The organism is Candidatus Pelagadaptatus aseana (assembly GCF_040362265.1).
Lineage (GTDB): Bacteria > Pseudomonadota > Gammaproteobacteria > Pseudomonadales > Cellvibrionaceae > Pelagadaptatus > Pelagadaptatus aseana.
On the sequence record NZ_BAABNJ010000004.1, the window covers coordinates 124399 to 143038 of the forward strand.

The 18640-nt window shown below is 52.5% G+C and carries 14 protein-coding genes; 12 read left to right on the forward strand and 2 right to left on the reverse strand.

The window, feature by feature from the left end:
• Positions 1 to 3 precede the first annotated feature (3 nt).
• A complete protein-coding gene (gene ubiG / locus ACPXV9_RS07365) occupies positions 4 to 702 on the reverse strand; it encodes a bifunctional 2-polyprenyl-6-hydroxyphenol methylase/3-demethylubiquinol 3-O-methyltransferase UbiG (protein ID WP_423895806.1) in 699 nt (232 codons plus the stop codon).
• A gap of 44 nt (positions 703 to 746) precedes the next feature.
• On the reverse strand, positions 747 to 2081 hold the full coding sequence (locus tag ACPXV9_RS07370; RefSeq protein WP_423895807.1) for a TRZ/ATZ family hydrolase: 1335 nt from the start codon (positions 2079 to 2081) through the stop codon (positions 747 to 749).
• Between the two features lie 291 nt (positions 2082 to 2372).
• Between ACPXV9_RS07370 and gyrA the strand changes: the two genes are divergently transcribed.
• The 12 genes from gyrA (at position 2373) to rpsA (ending at position 18615) form a co-directional block, all read left to right on the forward strand.
• Positions 2373 to 4937, forward strand: a complete 2565-nt coding sequence (gene gyrA / locus ACPXV9_RS07375; protein WP_423895808.1) for a DNA gyrase subunit A — start codon at positions 2373 to 2375, stop codon at positions 4935 to 4937.
• Between the two features lie 40 nt (positions 4938 to 4977).
• Entirely contained in the window at positions 4978 to 6081 is a 1104-nt protein-coding gene (pheA, locus tag ACPXV9_RS07380) for a prephenate dehydratase (protein WP_423895809.1), read from the forward strand.
• Entirely contained in the window at positions 6078 to 8327 is a 2250-nt protein-coding gene (locus ACPXV9_RS07385; protein ID WP_423895810.1) for a bifunctional prephenate dehydrogenase/3-phosphoshikimate 1-carboxyvinyltransferase, read from the forward strand. The genes pheA and ACPXV9_RS07385 overlap by 4 nt, the downstream gene beginning before the upstream one ends.
• A gap of 75 nt (positions 8328 to 8402) precedes the next feature.
• Complete coding sequence (locus tag ACPXV9_RS07390) at positions 8403 to 8690, forward strand: ComEA family DNA-binding protein (RefSeq protein ID WP_423895811.1); 288 nt, start codon at positions 8403 to 8405, stop codon at positions 8688 to 8690.
• 129 nt (positions 8691 to 8819) lie between these two features.
• Entirely contained in the window at positions 8820 to 9524 is a 705-nt protein-coding gene (pyrF, locus tag ACPXV9_RS07395; protein WP_423895812.1) for an orotidine-5'-phosphate decarboxylase, read from the forward strand.
• A gap of 31 nt (positions 9525 to 9555) precedes the next feature.
• A complete protein-coding gene (gene cmk, locus ACPXV9_RS07400) occupies positions 9556 to 10212 on the forward strand; it encodes a (d)CMP kinase (protein WP_423895813.1) in 657 nt (218 codons plus the stop codon).
• A 333-nt stretch (positions 10213 to 10545) separates the two neighbouring features.
• Positions 10546 to 11004: a biotin/lipoyl-binding protein gene (locus tag ACPXV9_RS07405; protein ID WP_423895814.1), complete on the forward strand. Its 459-nt coding sequence runs from the start codon at positions 10546 to 10548 to the stop codon at positions 11002 to 11004.
• Positions 10919 to 11656 (forward strand): efflux RND transporter periplasmic adaptor subunit, encoded by a 738-nt coding sequence (locus ACPXV9_RS07410; RefSeq protein ID WP_423895815.1) that lies wholly within the window; start codon positions 10919 to 10921, stop codon positions 11654 to 11656. The genes ACPXV9_RS07405 and ACPXV9_RS07410 overlap by 86 nt, the downstream gene beginning before the upstream one ends.
• A 2-nt stretch (positions 11657 to 11658) precedes the next feature.
• Positions 11659 to 14799 (forward strand): efflux RND transporter permease subunit, encoded by a 3141-nt coding sequence (locus ACPXV9_RS07415; RefSeq protein ID WP_423895816.1) that lies wholly within the window; start codon positions 11659 to 11661, stop codon positions 14797 to 14799.
• Between the two features lie 177 nt (positions 14800 to 14976).
• On the forward strand, positions 14977 to 15318 hold the full coding sequence (locus tag ACPXV9_RS07420; protein WP_423895817.1) for a LapA family protein: 342 nt from the start codon (positions 14977 to 14979) through the stop codon (positions 15316 to 15318).
• A gap of 32 nt (positions 15319 to 15350) precedes the next feature.
• The gene (lapB, locus tag ACPXV9_RS07425; protein ID WP_423895818.1) at positions 15351 to 16511 is read left to right on the forward strand and encodes a lipopolysaccharide assembly protein LapB; all 1161 of its coding nucleotides are present in this window, start codon (positions 15351 to 15353) and stop codon (positions 16509 to 16511) included.
• A 421-nt stretch (positions 16512 to 16932) separates the two neighbouring features.
• A complete protein-coding gene (rpsA, locus tag ACPXV9_RS07430; RefSeq protein WP_423895819.1) occupies positions 16933 to 18615 on the forward strand; it encodes a 30S ribosomal protein S1 in 1683 nt (560 codons plus the stop codon).
• The last annotated feature ends 25 nt before the right edge of the window (positions 18616 to 18640 follow it).

The following is an 18640-nucleotide window of genomic DNA, read 5'->3' on the forward strand; positions in this document are numbered from 1 at the left end:
CGATCAGGCCTTAATGGTGTGAACCATATAGTTTACGTCCACATCCTTGGGGTTGAGTTTGTAGTTTTTGGTGATCGGATTGTAGGTTAAGCCGGTCATGTCCTGTAGGCTCAGCTCGGCCTGACGAATCCAGTTCGATAGCTCGGACGGGCGGATAAATTTGCTGTACTCGTGGGTGCCCTTGGGCAGCATTTGCAGTACGTATTCAGCACCAATTACGGCAAAGGCGTAGGCCTTGGGATTGCGATTGATGGTGGAAAAATAGACGTGGCCACCGGGTTTACAAAGCCTGGCGCAGGCTTTGATTACCGAGGCGGGGTCGGGTACGTGTTCCAGCATTTCGAGGCAGGTGACGATGTCATAAGCTTCTGGCTCCTGTTCGGCCAGCTCCTCGGCGGTAATGCGTCTGTAGTCAACCTGTACGCCACTTTCCAGAGAGTGCAGTTTTGCTACTTCCAGTGGTTCAATGCCCATGTCGATGCCGGTGACCTGAGCGCCACGGTGCGCCAGTCCCTCCGACAGAATCCCGCCGCCACAGCCCACGTCCAGCACCTTTTTGCCCGCTACCGGTGAGTTCAGGTCAATGTAGTTGCTGCGCAATGGATTGATATCGTGCAGGGGTTTGAATTCGCTGTTCTTGTCCCACCAGCGGCTGGCCAGTGCGGCGAACTTTGCAATTTCGGATTGGTCGACGTTGCTCATAGAAGTTTATAAACCTTTCAATGAAATCTTGTAGGAATAATGTATTAATCCCGGGCTATGTGACTCTGCCACTGCAGCGCTTTCTGGCTCAGGGTTTCTTCGTGCAGGGTTTGCAGTCTGTAATTGTCTAGTACGCAGCGACCGCCAATCCAGTTGTGACTGACTCGCGAGCCCATTTCTGTGTACACCAGTTGGGAGGCCGGGTTATAGATTGGCAGCTGCTCCAGCTGGCTCATCTCGATGGCAATTAGGTCGGCTTTTTTACCCTTCTCCAGACTGCCAATGCTGTCTTCCATGCCCAGAGCTTTGGCGCCGTTGATGGTGGCCATTTCCAGTGCCGTTGCAGCATCGACAGCGGTGGCATCGCCACTGACACCCTTGGCCAGCAGCGACGCCAGTTGCATTTCGGCGAACAGGTTAAGGCTGTTGTTGCTGGCGGCGCCATCGGTGCCCAGTGCGACGTTGACGTTTTGTTGCTGCAGTTTGGCAACCGGACAGAAACCACTGGCCAGTTTCATGTTGGAGCTGGGGCAGTGGACAACGTTACTGCCGGTGTTGTGCAGTAATTCAATATCTTCATCGTTGAGTTGAGTCATGTGGACACACTGACTCAGGGGTGACAGCAGTCCCAGTTCGTTGAGTCTGGCAATCGGGCGTTTGCCGGTTTCAGCAAGGGCCGCATCGACTTCGCTGGCGGTTTCGTGCAAATGAATCTGGATGGGTGTCTGCAGTTCTTCGGCCAGGGTGGCAATGCGTTGCAGTGGTTCATCTGAGACGGTGTAGGGGGCATGAGGGCCAAACGCAATCGAAACCAGCGGGTGGCCGGCGTAGTCATCGTGCAGTGCCAGGCCTTTGCTGATGTATTCATCCGGATCCTGAGCCCAGGCGGTGGGGAAGTCCAGTACCGGGAAGGCCAGTTGGCAGCGCATGCCTGCCTTGGCGGCTGCCTGGGCGGCTTGCTCCGGGAAAAAATACATGTCGGAAAATGTGGTGGTGCCACTGCGGATCATCTCGGCAATGGCCAGTTCGGTGCCGGTTTCAACAAACTCGGGATTTACCCATTGCTGTTCGGCAGGCCAGATATGCTGCTCGAGCCAGGTTTGCAGTGGTTGATCATCGGCGTAACCGCGAAACAGGCTCATGGCTGTATGGCCGTGGGCATTGATCAAACCGGGCATCAGCAGGTGCTGACCAAGATCGTATTCCTCGTCAGCCTGGTAGCGCTTTTTGGCCTCGGCGGTAGGTAAAATGTCCTGGATGGTGTGGCCATTAATCACCAGAGAGCAATCTTTCAGTACCTTGTCGCGGGGAATTATGGGGAGAATCCAACGGGCGTGTATCAGCAGATCGACGGTTTCGAGGGTTGCTGTGGGTACCATGGGAAAGGGTTGCCTTTTTTCTGTTCAGTTTGGGTGATTATTGTTGCTTTTGAGGGCCATTTATCAGTGGCTCGGGAGTATAACCTGTGTCTGGCTCAGGAGTCACAGCCTTCCTTTATATGAGTGCTTTTAAACGTGATTAACGGCAAGGCTTTATGGTAGTATCAATGGCTTTATGTGCGGTCGTTGCGGGGGAGCAAAATGCGGCTGCAACAAACCTGAATTGAACCATTAGAGGCTGGTTTTTAACCTAACCTTTTTACCGCCAAAATAATAAGGAATGCCAATCCTATGGGCGAGTTAGCCAAAGAAATTTCACCGGTCAATATTGAAGACGAACTGAAGCAGTCCTATCTGGATTACGCCATGAGCGTGATTGTGGGGCGGGCTCTGCCGGATGTTCGCGACGGCCTAAAACCAGTTCATCGTCGTGTGCTCTACGCCATGAGCGAGCTGAACAACGATTGGAACAAACCCTATAAAAAGTCGGCCCGTGTGGTCGGTGACGTAATTGGTAAATACCACCCGCATGGTGACTCTGCGGTGTACGACACCATTGTTCGCATGGCTCAGCCATTCTCGCTGCGCTATATGCTGGTTGATGGTCAGGGTAACTTTGGTTCGATCGACGGCGATAACGCGGCGGCGATGCGTTATACCGAAATTCGCATGCAGAAGATCTCCCATGACCTGCTGGCGGATCTCGATAAGGAAACGGTCGATTATGTGCCCAACTACGATGGTACAGAGCACATCCCCGCCGTGCTGCCCACCCGCATTCCCAATTTGCTGGTTAATGGTTCTTCCGGTATCGCGGTAGGTATGGCCACCAATATTCCGCCTCATAATCTGGGCGAGGTGGTCAAAGGTTGTCTGGCCTTTATCGATAATAATGACATCACCATCGATGAATTGATGGAAATCATTCCCGGGCCCGATTTCCCCACGGGCGGCATCATCAACGGCCGCGCCGGCATTGTGCAGGCCTATCGCACGGGCCGTGGTCGCATTTACGTGCGCGCCAAAACCGAGATTGAACGCAACGACAAAGCCAACAAAGAAACCATCATCATCAATGAAATCCCTTACCAGTTGAACAAGGCTCGCCTGATTGAGCGTATCGCCGAGCTGGTTAAAGAGAAGAAGATTGAAGGCATTTCCGAGTTGCGCGACGAGTCCGATAAAGACGGTCTGCGCGTCGTCATCGAACTTAAGCGCGGTGAAGTGGGCGAAGTGGTTCTGAACAACCTGTTTGCCCAGACTCAGCTGCAAAGCGTGTTTGGTATTAACGTGGTGGCGCTGGTTGATGGTCAGCCGAAGATTCTGAATCTGAAAGAGCTGCTGGAGCATTTTGTTCGCCATCGTCGCGAAGTGGTTACCCGCCGCACCGTTTACCTGTTAAGAAAAGCCCGCGAGCGCGGTCATATTCTGGAAGGTCTGGCAGTAGCCATTGCCAATATTGATCCGGTGATTGAGCTGATTAAATCCTCATCCACTCCGGCAGACGCCAAAGAGGCGTTGATTGCCAAAGGCTGGCCGGTGGGTGATGTCAGCCAGTTCCTGGAACGCGCAGGCGCCGACGCCTGTAAACCGGATGATTTGCCGGTTAACTTCGGTTTGCACGACGGTGTGTATCACCTTTCTCCAGCTCAGGCCCAGGCGATTCTGGAATTGCGTCTGCACCGTCTGACCGGTATGGAGCACGACAAGCTGCTGGCCGAGTATAAAGAGAAGCTGGAACAGATTGCCGAATTCCTCGAAATTCTGGGTAACCCGGAGCGCCTGATGCAGGTGATCCGCGAAGAACTGGAACAGGTGGTAGAGAGCTATGGCGATGAGCGTCGCACCGATATTCAAAGCTCCCAGCAGGATCTGACGATTGAAGATCTTATTACCGAAGAGGATCGCGTGGTGACCATCTCCCATGGTGGTTATGCCAAAACCCAGCCACTGGATGCCTATCAGGCTCAGCGTCGAGGAGGTATGGGCAAGGCCGCGACCTCGGTCAAAGATGAAGATTTTGTTGAGCATCTGTTGATCGCCAGTACCCACGACACTATTTTGTGCTTTACCAACGCCGGTAAAGTCTACTGGCTCAAGGTCTACCAGATCCCGGTAGCCGGGCGTCAGTCCCGCGGCCGACCAATGGTCAATCTGTTGCCGCTGGAAGAAGGTGAGCGCATCACCTCCATTTTGCCGGTGAAAGAGTACGACGATGATCATTACATCTTTATGGCCACCGCCAACGGTACCGTGAAGAAGACCGTTCTCAGCCAGTTTGCCCGCCAGCGCAGTGTGGGTTTGCGTGCCATTGATCTGGATGAGGGTGATCATCTGGTTGGTACGGCCATTACCGATGGTAACAGTGACGTCATTCTGTTTGCTTCCCATGGTAAGGCCGCACGTTTTGATGAAACCAATGTTCGCGCCATGGGTCGTACTTCCCGCGGTGTGCGTGGCATCAAGATGCCGGACGGCGTCAAGGTTATCTCCATGGTAATCCCGCAAGAGGGCGGCAAGGTACTGACCGTATCCGAAAATGGCTATGGCAAGCGCACCGATGTGGAAGAATTCCCGACCAAAGGTCGTGGCAGTCAGGGTGTGATTGGCATGCAGACTACCGAGCGCAACGGTGCCGTTGTGGGCGCTGTGCAGGTGTTTGATGGCGAAGAAATCATGCTGATTTCCGATCAGGGTACTCTGGTACGTACCCGGGTGGATGAAGTGTCGGTTCTGAGCCGTAACACTCAGGGGGTACGCCTGATCAAAGTTAAGACCGATGAGCATATTATTGGTCTTGAGCGCATTGAAGAGGCCAGTGAAGATACCGAGGCCGAAGGCGAAGCGGAAGAGTAAGACCTTAAGTGAAGAGTAAGACCTTAAGCAGAGTAGAGTTATGACCGATAAATCCACTGAACAGCAGCAGTTGGCAGAACTGCGAGATCGCATCGATGCCATCGACAGCGATATTGGTCGCCTGATTTCCGAGCGCGCTCAATGTGCTCAGACGGTGGCCGAGGTTAAGAAGGCCAATACCGATGAGGACGTGGTCTATTACCGTCCGGAGCGTGAGGCCCAGGTGCTGCGCAAAGCGATGGACCGCAATCAGGGGCCCTTGGGTGATGAGGAAATGGCGCGCCTGTTTCGCGAAATCATGTCGGCCTGTCTGGCTCTGGAACAGCCAATTCGCGTTGCCTATCTGGGGCCTGAGGGTACCTTTACCGAGCAGGCGGCACTGAAGCATTTTGGTCATTCTGCGGTGGCGGTGCCCATGTCCGCCATCGATGAAGTGTTCCGTGAAGTAGAGGCCGGTGGCGTGCACTACGGTGTGGTGCCAGTTGAGAACTCCACCGAGGGTGTGGTCAATCACACGCTGGATAATTTTATGGACTCCAACGCCAAGATTTGTGGCGAAGTGGAGTTGCGTATTCACCAGAATTTGCTGGTGTCTGAAGTAACCAAAACCGACAGCATCACCCGCATCTATTCCCACTCCCAGTCGTTGGCGCAATGTCGCAAGTGGCTGGATGCCAACTATCCGCACGCCGATCGCATCGCCGTTAACAGCAATGCCGAGGCGGCTCGACGCATCAAGGGTGAGTGGAATGCGGCGGCCATCGCCGGTGAGCTGGCGGCAGACAAGTACGGTCTGAACAAGCTGGCCGAGAAAATCGAAGATCAACCGGATAACTCCACCCGCTTTTTGATTATTGGTCGTGAGCAAGTTCCCAGCAGTGGCGACGATAAATCTTCGGTGGTGATTGCCATGCGCAATGAGCCTGGTGCCCTGCACGATCTGCTGGCGCCGTTTCAGGACCACAAGATTGATCTGACCCGGGTTGAGACCCGACCATCGCGCTCGGGCAACTGGAACTACGTGTTCTTTATTGATTTCAGTGGCCACGTTGGCGACGACAAGGTTCAAAAAGCGCTGCAGGCAATCGGCGAAAAAGCATCCGACCTGAAGATTCTCGGCTCCTACCCCAAGGCGGTTTTGTGACCAGTGATGACTCTTTGCCCAATAACGAGCAGGTGATTAACCGTCTGGTCGTTATCGGCATTGGCCTGATTGGCGGCAGTCTGGCTACGGCTCTGAAGCAGCGTGGCGGTTGTCGTGAAGTGATTGGTATTGCCCGTCGTGAACAGGCCTGCATTGATGCGGTCAAACTGGGCGTAGTGGATCGCGCAGAATTGTCTCTGGCGAAAATTGCCCCGGAATTGGGTGAGGGCGATGTGATTTTTATCTCCGTGCCCACCTTGACCGTTGCCAAGATTTTGCAAGACATCAAGGCCCACGTCAGCCCCGAAGTCACGGTGACCGATGGCGCCAGTGTCAAGGGCTCGGTGATTAATGCGGTCATACAGGCCTATGGTGAAGTGCCGCCACAGTTTGTGGCCGGACACCCCATTGCCGGTTCCGAGCAGAGTGGTGTTACTGCCGCTAACCCCGAGCTTTATGTCGACCACCGCATTATTTTGACTCCGACGCCAGAGGCAGGCGCAGAACACGTTAACCGTGTTACCCGCATGTGGCAGGCGGTAGAAGCCGAAGTGTTATCCATGCCAGTTGATGAGCACGACGATGTGTTGGCCGCCACCAGTCACTTGCCCCATGCGATTGCGTACTCGCTGGTGGATACTCTGGCCCACGATGCTGAAAACGAGAATATTTTTCGTTATGCCGCGGGGGGCTTTCGGGACTTTACCCGCATTGCCTCCAGTGATCCGATCATGTGGCATGACATTATGCAGGCCAACAAGGGCAGTGTGCTCAAGGCTCTGAATTTGTTTACGGACAACCTGCAGCGTCTCAGCGATGCGATAGCCGCAGGCGATAGTGAATATCTGTTGGGTGTGTTTACCCGTGCCAAGGTGGCCCGGGATCACTTTTCCAAAATGTTAACCAAAAAGGCTTACAGCGAATCCATGCAGGATCAAGAAATTACCTACACAGTGCAGCCCGGCGGTTGCGTAAACGGTGAACTGCGCGTTCCCGGCGATAAATCCATTTCCCATCGCTCCATTATGCTGGGGTCCCTGGCAGAGGGGGTTACCGAAGTGGAGGGCTTTCTCGAAGGGGAAGACGCTCTGGCAACCCTGCAATCGTTCCGTGATATGGGGGTTGTGATTGAAGGACCTAATAATGGTCGGGTGAAAATTCACGGTGTGGGTTTGAATGGCCTGCAAGCGCCTCCGGGGCCTCTTTACGTGGGCAATTCGGGCACCTCGATGCGCCTGTTATCCGGTCTGTTGGCGGGGCAGAGTTTTGATTCGGAACTGACCGGTGATGAGTCTCTGTCCAAGCGACCGATGAACCGCGTGGCCAACCCTCTGCGTGACATGGGCGCGGAGATAGAGACTGCCGAGGGCGGTTTGCCGCCAGTGAAAATCAAGGGTGGCGCCAAGCTGAAAGGCATCGATTATCAAATGCCTATGGCCAGTGCTCAGGTGAAATCCTGTGTCCTGCTGGCGGGTCTTTATGCCGAGGGTGAAACTCAAACCACGGAGCCGGCGCCCACCCGCGACCACACCGAGCGTATGTTGCAGGGCTTTGGTTACGACGTTAATCGCAAGGGCGCCAGTGCCTCTCTGAGTTCTGGCGGCAAGCTGACGGCCACCAAGATCGAAGTGCCTGCGGATATCTCATCGGCGACCTTTTTTATGGTGGCTGCCGCCATTGCGCCGGGCTCTGATGTGACCCTGACCCATGTGGGGATCAATCCGACGCGCGACGGTGTGATCAATATTCTGAAATTGATGGGTGCCGACATTACACTGGAGAATCAGCGCGAGGTTGGCGGTGAGCCGGTAGCGGATATTCGCGTCAAATACGCCCCATTAAAAGGCATCAAAATCCCCGAAGATCAGGTGCCACTGGCCATTGATGAGTTTCCGGCTCTGTTTGTGGCGGCATCCTGTGCCGAGGGACAAACGGTTCTGACCGGTGCTGAAGAGCTGCGTGTCAAAGAAAGTGATCGCATTCAGGTGATGGCCGATGGCTTGCAAACATTGGGTGTTAAGGCCGAGCCCACGCCCGATGGTATTGTGATTCAGGGCGGTGACATCGGTGGCGGTGAAGTGGAAAGTCATGGTGATCACCGTATTGCCATGTCCTTTACAGTTGCTGCATTGCGCGCGTCTGCGCCAATCACCATTCGCAACTGCGCCAATGTAGCAACCTCCTTCCCAACGTTTGTGGAGTTGGCAACCAAGGCCGGTATCAGCCTTTCTACGGCACCTGCTTAATATCATACCCCCGGCCTATGGCTGCGGGTTTGAGTCTGCCACATGGTAAAGCCTCGAATAAACGGAGGCTTTACCATGCATAAATTACTTTCTTTTTTTACCATCCTGTTACTGGTTTCAGGTTTGTCTTTTTCTGTTGTTGCAATGGAAGAGAAGGCAGAGTTACCGGCAGTAATCAATATCAATGCCGCAGACGCGCAGGCACTGACCGAGCTTAAAGGGGTTGGCCCAAAACTGGCTCAGGACATTGTGGCCTGGCGTGAAGCCAATGGTGATTTCAGCTCAATGGATCAGCTGCTGGAGGTAAAAGGCATTGGCCCGAAGTTTTTGGCCAAGAACAAATCGCGGATAACACTCAAATAGAGTGCATGCTGAACAATTAATGAACCTTTCTGGGCTCTCAGGGGTTGAGGGCCCGATTTAAATCAACTGGCAGCCAACTCTCGCCATCTGTACAATTCGCTCCACATTTTTTTGAGTTTGGAGTTGTTTGTGCCACAACCAGTTTCCCCAAGAATCGTTGTCGCCTTGGATTTTGCCAATCAGGCCGATTGTCTGGCTTTGGCTGATCGACTGGATCCTGCCTATTGTCGTCTGAAGGTAGGTAAAGAGCTGTTTACCGTGGCCGGCCCTCAGGTGGTGGAAGGCTTGATGGCCAAAGGCTTTGATGTGTTCCTCGACCTCAAATTTCACGATATCCCCAACACCTGTGCCAAGGCGGTAAAAGCCGCAGCAGAGTTGGGTGTGTGGATGGTCAATGTGCACGCCAGTGGTGGTCAGCGCATGATGGAAGCGGCTCGCAATGAGCTGGAAAAGCGTAGCGGTAGTAACCCTTTACTGATTGCGGTGACGGTCTTGACCAGTATGGAGGCGCAGGACCTGTCACAGATTGGCATTGCCAGATCACCTCAAGAGCAGGTGTTGCATCTGGCCGGGCTGGCACAGCAAAGTGGTATGGACGGTGTGGTCTGCTCCGCTCAGGAGGCACCTGTGCTGAGCCAACAATTGGGTGCAGACTTCTCGCTGGTGACTCCGGGGATTCGTCCGGCGGATGCTGCCAGTGATGATCAGCGTCGCATCGTGACACCGCAGCAAGCTATTGCCGATGGCAGCCACTATCTGGTGATTGGTCGCCCGATCACCCAAGCTGCCGACCCGGTGGCTGTGTGTCAATCAATCGCCAAATCCATCGCTTGATTGGTAATTATAGGAAGGAGATGTGAGCAGTATGATTCCTGTTATTACCATTGATGGTCCAAGCGGTGCGGGCAAAGGTACGATTTGCCATTTGCTGGCCCAGAAACTGGGTTATAAATTGCTCGACAGTGGGGCACTTTATCGCCTGACAGCACTGGCGGCGGAGCGTCAGGGTGTCAGTTTTGATGACAAGGCTGGTCTGGCTGAAGTGGCAGCCAGTCTCGATGTCGAATTTGAGCCTAGCGATCATGGCACCATTATTTGGTTGGCGGGTGACGATGTATCCCAGGCCATACGTGCAGAACAGGTGGGAATGAACGCTTCAGTGGTGGCCGCCTGTGATGAGGTGCGTTTGGCTCTGCTGCAACGTCAGCGCGATTTTGCCGTGGCCCCGGGTTTGGTAGCCGATGGCCGTGATATGGGTACCACGGTATTTCCGGATGCGTCGGTGAAGGTGTTTCTTACCGCCAGTGCGGCTGAGAGAGCACGACGTCGGGTGTTGCAACTGGAGGCGGCGGGCGCTGATGCAGACTATGACACCATTCTCAGTGACATCGAGAGCCGCGATAAGGCGGACCGGGAGCGAACCGTTTCGCCTCTGAAGCCAGCTGAAGATGCGACTCTGCTTGATTGCACCGAATTGGGCATTGAACAGGTGCTCGCAAAAATTTTGCTTTTAACTAAGTGATAGCCATTTTTAAAACCGAAAGTTATTAAAATATGGCCGTTTGTGTGATGGAAGATGCGCAATGTGTCTTTCCATCAATCCCGTACATTTCTTGTTGAAACTATTCTCTATTTCTCCAGTCCATTGAGGGGCTCAAGCTCTACCCACAGGTTTCTGTAGGCAATGTTTTTGTTTGGCAATAAACCGCTAAATTCTGGAAGTAAATCCAAATATTTAGCACTGCCGTTCAAAAATTAGGCTAAACCTTATTAAGGCGCGTATTGGCGTCAATAAGTCAAAACCAATGCTGCAAACAGAACCATTTTTAACCCTTCAAACCACAGGGAATAGACAATGAAATCGAAATACACACTGCTGGGCGGGACCCTCCTGCTGTGCTCAGCATTGCTAACAGGATGCGGGTCAAAAGAAGAAGTTGTACAAAAGGAAGTGGTCCGACCCGTTGAGGTGTTTCCGGTCAGTGATTCTTCCAGTCAATTTCTGCAGAATTTCCCGGCCCTTGTTGCACCTTCTGACGAATCGGAGCTGTCTTTTCGCGTCAGTGGTGAATTGGTTGAAATGAACGTAGTTTCCGGTGCCGAGGTTAAGAAGGGTGATGTTATCGCCCAAATTGATCCCACCGATTACGAGGTCAAAGTCAAAGAAGCCAAGGCGGCTTTTGATCTGGCGCTCAAAACCTACGAACGTCAGAAAAAAAATGCTGTCCATGGATCTGACTTCCAAGGCAGATTACGACTTGGCTCTGGCGGATATGGAACTGTCCAAATACCGTCTGGAAGCCACGCGCAATAATCTCAGATACACCACCTTGAAAGCGCCATTCGATGGTTTGATTTCCAGTGTCAAAGTGGAGAATCGTGAGATTGTTAAGGCTTCCCAGTCCATCGTTAATCTGCACGCATCCGACGGTGTGGATATTACCTTTCAGTTACCCGAGTCGATTCTCAGTCAGCTGAATATGGGCGTTGCTGAAACCTATCGTCCAAAGATCAGCTTTACCTCATCGGCCAAGCACAAAGATCAGGTGTATCGCGCCAGCTTTAAAGAGATGGATCGCGATGTAGATCCGCGTACCCGCACCTATAAAGTGACTCTGACCATGAATGCGCCGGACAGCGTTGTAATAGTGCCGGGCATGACTGCCAGTGTACTGCTGGAGCTGGACCAGATTATTGATGGTACCTCGGCCTACTATTTGGTGCCGCTGGAGTCGGTTTTCTCTCCGGCAGAAACCAATCCGGATGACAAGCAGTATGCGGTTTGGAAACTGGACCGTGAAACCATGATGGTGAGTCAGCAGATGGTAACCATTGATGGCATCACCGATGAAGGTGTTCGTGTCACCAGCGGTTTGAATGAAGGCGACGAAATTGTAGCGGCTGGTGTCCAGACCCTGCTTGATGGCATGAAAGTGTCCGAGTGGAAGAAACAGCGGGGTATCTGAGGATGACGACGCCAATACGAGACGAGTATAAGGAAGAAAAGGGGGGCAAAGCCGCCGCCTTTTTCATGAAAAATCCGGTAGTCAGTTGGATTGTCACGCTGGTTTTACTACTGGGTGGTATCAACAGTTTCTTTAACCTGGGCCAACTGGAAGATCCGGATTTTACGATCAAGAACGCCATCGTTGTGACAGCCTACCCGGGCGCTTCGGCGCAACAGGTGGAAGAAGAGGTGACTCATGTTCTTGAATCTGCATTGCAGAACATCAAGAAGATCGACTACATCGCTTCCTGGTCATCCAATGGGCTGTCCTACATTGAGTTCAACTTGCCGCGTGAAGTCCAGAAGGATGAAGTGCAGCAATTATGGGACGATTTGCGACGCAAGGTGGGTGAGGCCGAGCGCCACTTACCACCCGGCGCAGCCAAGCCAGTGATCAACGACGATTTTGGTGACGTCTATGGCATGATGATGCAAGTCTATGCCAACGGCTATTCCATTGATCGCGTCAGTGATTATGTGGATCTGCTCAAGCGTGAACTGCAACTGGTTCCCGGTGTGGGTAAGGTGGCGGTCAAAGGTGAGCAACAGGAGCAAATCTTTGTTGAAGTCGATCGCGAAAAAATTGCCAATCAGGGCATCAGTTATCGCAATCTGGCCACCGCCATTGCCAATCAGAATGCGATATCCATTGCCGGTGATGTTCATGTGGGCGATCAGTTGATTCGCTTTAACCCTACCGGTGAGTTCCAGAATCTGGATGACCTGCGCAATATCGTGATTACCCCTCCCGGTACCAGCACGCTGATTTATCTGTCTGATGTGGCCAAGGTATATAAAGGCTTTATCGATAAACCCACCAATCTGATCTCCATCAATGGTAAAGACGCCATCAGTGTGGGTATTTCATTTGCACCGGGCGTGAATGTGGTTGATGTGGGTAAGGCCGTTCGTGCCCGTCTGGACGAGCTGGAAAATATTCGTCCCCATGGCATGGAGTATGAGTTTGTCTACGATCAACCCGATCGTGTGGATGGCTCGGTAAAAGGCTTTTTGAAGAGTCTGGCTGAAGCCTGTGTGATCATTTTCTTCACCCTGCTGTTTACCATGGGTCGAAAAGCCGGGTTGCTGATCAGCTTTATTCTGGTGGTGACCATCACCGGTACCTTCATCTTTATGGAGATGTACGATATCAATCTGCAGCGTATTTCTCTGGGAGCCTTGATTATTGCGCTCGGGATGCTGATTGATAACGCCATTGTGATCGTCGAAGGCTTGATTATCGGGATGGAAAAAGGGCGAAGTAAATGGGATTCCATGATCGCCATTGTCAAACAGACTCAGTACCCGCTGCTGGCAGCGACCGTGATCGCGATTATTGCCTTTGCTCCCATTGGTTTGTCTCCGGACGCTACGGGTGAAATTGTCGGCTCGCTGTTCTGGGTGATGTTGATTTCGCTGACCATCAGCTGGGTGGTTGCCGTTACCATTACGCCGTATTTCTGTGATATTTACTACAAAGACGGTGAATTTGATGGTCACGGTGATGAACACGCCGACCCCTATGGCGGTGCGATTTTTACCGGCTTTAAGTGGCTGCTCGATGTGTGTATGAGAAGCCTCTGGATCTTTACCGCGCTGTTGGTGGTGATGCTGGTGGTTTCCGCCAAAGGCTTTAAGTTGGTGAAGCCGGAGTTCTTCCCGCCCTCGACCATCAATCAGTTCCAGATGGATGTGCGTGAAGGGTTTGGTACTGACATTCGCACGATGAAAGAGCGGATGGTGGAGTTTGAAGAGTTTTTGCTGAGCTACGATGAAGTGACTCAGACAACCTCCAGTATCGGTGGTGGCCATGTACGCTTTATGCTGGCCTATAAGCCTGAAAAGCACTACGACAACTACGCCAATATGATCATTACCACCAAAACTCCCGAGGATGTGGTGCCAGTGATCAAGAAGATTCGTGAAGATGCACCGGAAAAATTCCCAAGCCTGCAGCTGACGCCAAAACGTTACGCGGTTGGTCCGCAAACCATTGGTGCCATTGAGCTGCGTATTTCCGGTCCGGACCCGCTGGTTCTGAGAAAGCTGGCTGAAGAGGCGAAAGTCTTTATGCGCGAAGCCGATGGTGCCGAATCGGTTCGCGATGACTGGCTGGAGCGCTCCAAAGTGATCAAGCCGTTGTTCAATGAAGTGAACGGTCGTCGTCTGGGTATCAGCAAGAAAGAGTTGGATGGTGCTATTCGTGCCAACTTCAGTGGCCGCAATATCGGTGTTTATAAGGAAGGCACTGATATGATGCCCGTAATCTTGCGTCCACCCGAAGATCAGCGTGTGGATCTGGATAATCTGCAGGAGTTGATGATCTGGAGCCCGGCCAAGCAGGATTTCGTGCCCATCTCGCAAGTGGTGGATGGTTTCGAAATGGGCTTCGAGGACGGTTACATTCTGCGTCGCGACCGTAAACGTACCATTACTGTGATGGCCGATTACGATGTCACTTCGGATGTAACTTCTGCTTCCGTGCGTCGTTTGATGTTGCCTGCGGCGGCAGAGTTCGAAGCCAATCTGCCTGTGGGTTATGAAATGGAGTGGGGCGGTAAGCACGAGAAGAGTACTCTGGCGAAAGGCTCGGTATTCTCTACTCTGCCTGCCGGTTACCTGATCATGTTCATTCTGACTGTGTTGCTGTTTAACTCGGTAAGAAAAGGTCTGGTGATCTGGTTTGTGGTACCGCTGTCCATTATTGGTGTGGTTGGCGGTCTGCTGGCTTTCAATATGCCGTTTACCTTTATGACTCTGTTGGGTGCACTCAGCCTGACTGGTCTGATGGTTCGAAACGGGATTGTGCTCATAGACCAGATAACCATCTACCAGGAAGGTGGTGCAGAAGACTACAAGGCCATCTTTGATGGTGCCGTATCGAGGGTACGCCCGGTGGCGTTGACTGCCATCGCCGCCATCCTCGGTATGATCCCGCTGCTGGCCGATGCCTTCTTTGCTGCCATGGCAGCGGCAATGATGGTTGGTCTGGCAATTGCGACCTTCCTGATTCTGTTCGCTGTACCGGTATTCTATATGCTGATTTACCGCATCAAGTACCGCAAGTTGGCAGAAATCGAGGCCGAAGGGCCACTGGATTAATCCGGTCCTGCCACAACGGCTGATGCCAGGCATCAGCCACCCTTAAACGGCCTGACAATTGTCAGGCCGTTTGCGTTTGTAAATTGCTTTAATCGGATGTTCATTATCCCTCGCACACGGTATTCTATCGGCTGATCATGTCAGAGAAGTTCGAACCGGTAACATAAGGATTTTAGTATGGTGGCCCAAACCAGTGAGACACGCTCAAGTGGCGGTATAGTAAAAGGTCTCAAAGCATTACTGGTGTTGGCTTTGGTGATAGTGGCCCTGGTCTTGGGAGTCTGGATCAGTGTTGATAATCCTCAGCCTGTCTCGCTGGTGTTGATGGGGTTTTCCTTACCGCCCATTGCTCAGGGAGTTCTGATTACCGGAGTATTGATGTTGGGTGCAATTCTCGGGTTTGTGATCAGCCTGATTCCGACTCTGAAAATTACCAATGAAAATCTGTCTTTAAGACGCAAGGTTCGCCGCCGGGATAAAGAACTTGGCCGCCTGCGCAAAGCGCCGCTCAAGGACTGACGGCTGAGTGATACCAGAGGAATATCTGAACGATGGAATGGGGGCTTTTGATTTTATTGGTGGTGGCTGTCGGGCTGGGTTTTGCGCTCGGACGACGTAGCCTGCCAAAAGATGACGAGTCGCCCCAGTCTTTGTTGGCACCACATTATATTCGCGGCCTCAATTATTTTCTCAACGATGAGCAGGACGCGGCCATCGATACCTTTATTCATGCTCTTGAAGTCAATAGTGAGACGCTTGAGACCCATCTCGCCTTGGGTAATCTGTTGCGCAAACGCGGTGAGGTCAGTCGGGCCATACGCGTTCATCAAAATCTTTTAGCCCGCCCGGGCTTGCCCGAAGAGCGATCCCAACAGGTTCAGCTCGAGTTGGCCAAGGACTTTGTCAAATCCGGCTTGCTTGATCGCGCCGAAGTCCTGCTGCAGGAGTTGGTGGAAACGGCGCCTTACCAAATCAAGGTGCAATGTCTTAAGTATCTGATTGAAATTTACCGGGATGAAAAAGAGTGGTTAAAAGGCATTCAGGCCATCAATCAGCTCAGCGGCAAGCGCTTCAGCAAACCTCCGGAAGAGTGGCGGGTGGTGCAGGGGCAGTTTTATTGTGAGCTGGCTGAACAATGTCTGGCCCGAAACGATTATCTGGTGTGCCGGCGCCATCTGAAATCTGCGATGGGGGCCGATAAAAGTTCAGTCCGGGCCAGCCTGATTCAGGCGGATCTGGATATGAAGCTTGGTCACTACAAGGATGCCGCCAAGACTTTGAGACAAATACCGGATCAGGACCCGGCCTTTGTACCAGAGATTGTGCCACGTTTGTCCCAGTGCTATCGCATGTCGGGGCGCCCTGAGGCTCTGAAAAAAGCCTTGGAGCAAATGCTTGAGCAGCACTTTCATCCCGCCATCGTGCTGGAATTATCCGAGCTGGTCTACAAAGAGCAGGGGCGGGATGCAGCGCTGGTCTTTATCTCGGCCCATATTGACCGGGCGCCGAGCCTGAGTGTGGCCGAAAAGATGTTGAGCTTGCAGGGGCAGGCGGGTGATGAGGTCTCGATCCAAATGGCCAGCAAAGCCGTGCAGAGCATTAATAAAACCCGGGCCAAATACCGCTGCACCAGCTGTGGCTTTGGCGGGCAGCAATTGCACTGGCTGTGCCCGGGTTGTAAATCCTGGAGTACGGTCAAGCCAACCCGGTAAGCCCCTGCAGTTTTCTGGAGTATTGCTGTCATCCTGAATTTTAAACATTCTTCACCGTTATCCTGAGCTCTAAACTTCCTCCGCGGTCATCCTGAGCGATAGCGAAGGATCTCTCGAAAACCACTGCCAATCTCCAAGAAAACCACTGCCAACCTCCGAAAAGACTACAAAAATATTGTCTTTCACCCCCTTTTTTGGTACCCTCCCGCGCCACTATTGTTCTTACGTAAGCCCGCAGGGGCTCTTGATAAGGGCTTTTGGTGGAGGGCAAACCCTGTATCGGCCAGTTACAACAGGGGCTTGCTCGATTTTAATCGGCCCACATTTCTGGCGATGTGGTAGAACAAATCGGCTTTAATACTTTTGCTTATGTGCTTTGTATAAGGTTGGTTTGTGCTGTTACCTATATAGGTTGTACCCAATGAGCGAAAATTTCGCAGAACTCTTTGAAGAAAGCTTGAAAACAGTTGACATGATCCCCGGCTCCATCGTGACCGGTGTTGTAATCGATGTCGACAAAGACTGGGTGACTGTTCACGCTGGTCTGAAATCTGAAGGCGTTATCCCCGCCGCACAATTCCTGAACGAAAGCGGTGAGCTGGAACTGGCTATCGGTGACGAAGTACAGGTTGCTCTGGAGTCCGTAGAAGACGGCTTCGGTGAGACCAAACTGTCCCGCGAGAAAGCCAAGCGCGCTGAAGCCTGGAAAGTTCTGGAAGCTGCCCACGCCGCTGAAGAAGTGGTTAAAGGTGTTATCAACGGTAAGGTTAAAGGTGGTTTCACCGTTGACGTTGCTAACATCCGTGCCTTCTTGCCTGGTTCTCTGGTTGATGTACGTCCAGTACGTGAAACCACTCACCTGGAAGGCAAAGAGCTCGAATTTAAAGTTATCAAGCTGGATCAAAAGCGTAACAACGTCGTTGTTTCTCGTCGTGCGGTTCTGGAATCTGCCAACTCTGCCGAGCGTGAAGAACTGCTGGCCAACCTGCAAGAAGGTATGGCTGTTAAGGGTATCGTTAAGAATCTGACCGACTACGGTGCTTTCGTAGATCTGGGCGGTGTTGACGGCCTGCTGCACATCACCGATATGGCTTGGAAGCGCATTAAGCACCCATCCGAGATCGTAAACGTTGGTGACGAAATCGAAGTTCGCGTACTGAAGTTCGACCGTGAGCGCAACCGCGTATCTCTGGGGCTGAAGCAACTGGGTGAAGATCCATGGGTAGAAATCACTTCCCGTTACCCAGAAGGTGCTCGCACCAAGGCCAAGGTTACCAACCTGACTGACTACGGCTGCTTCGCTGAAATCGAAGAAGGCGTTGAAGGTCTGGTTCACGTATCCGAAATGGATTGGACCAACAAGAACATCCACCCATCCAAAGTTGTTAACGTGGGTGACGAAGTGGAAGTTATGGTTCTGGACATCGACGAAGAGCGTCGTCGTATTTCTCTGGGTATCAAGCAGTGTCAAGAAAACCCATGGGATGCATTCGGTCGTCAGTTCGCCAAGAACGACAAGATCTCCGGTAAGATCAAGTCCATCACTGACTTCGGTATCTTCATCGGTCTGGACGGTGGTATTGATGGTCTGGTTCACCTGTCTGACATCTCCTGGCAGGAAGCTGGCGAAGACGCCGTACGCAAGTACAAGAAAGGCGACGAGCTGGAAACTGTTATCCTGGCAATCGACCCAGAGCGCGAGCGCATCTCCCTGGGTATCAAGCAACTGGACAGCGATCCGTTCTCTGACTTCGTTGCTACCAGCGACAAGGGTTCCATCGTAAACGGTACCGTTAAAGAAGTTGATGCCAAAGCGGCCATCATCACTCTGGCTGACGACGTTGAAGGTGTACTGAAAGCGTCTGAAATCAGCCAAGATCGTGTTGAAGATGCACGCAACGCCCTGAGCGAAGGTCAGGAAGTTGAAGTTGTTATCATCAACGTTGACCGTAAGAACCGCGGCATCAATCTGTCCATCAAAGCCAAGGACGCTGCTGAAGAGAAAGCTGCTATTAAAGAGCACTCTGCCAAGCAGGCCGAGCAGGTTAAGCCAGCCACTCTGGGTGACCTGATGAAGGCTCAGATGGAGAGCCAGAACAAGTAATTGGCCTAAGGCTGTGTCATCTCGA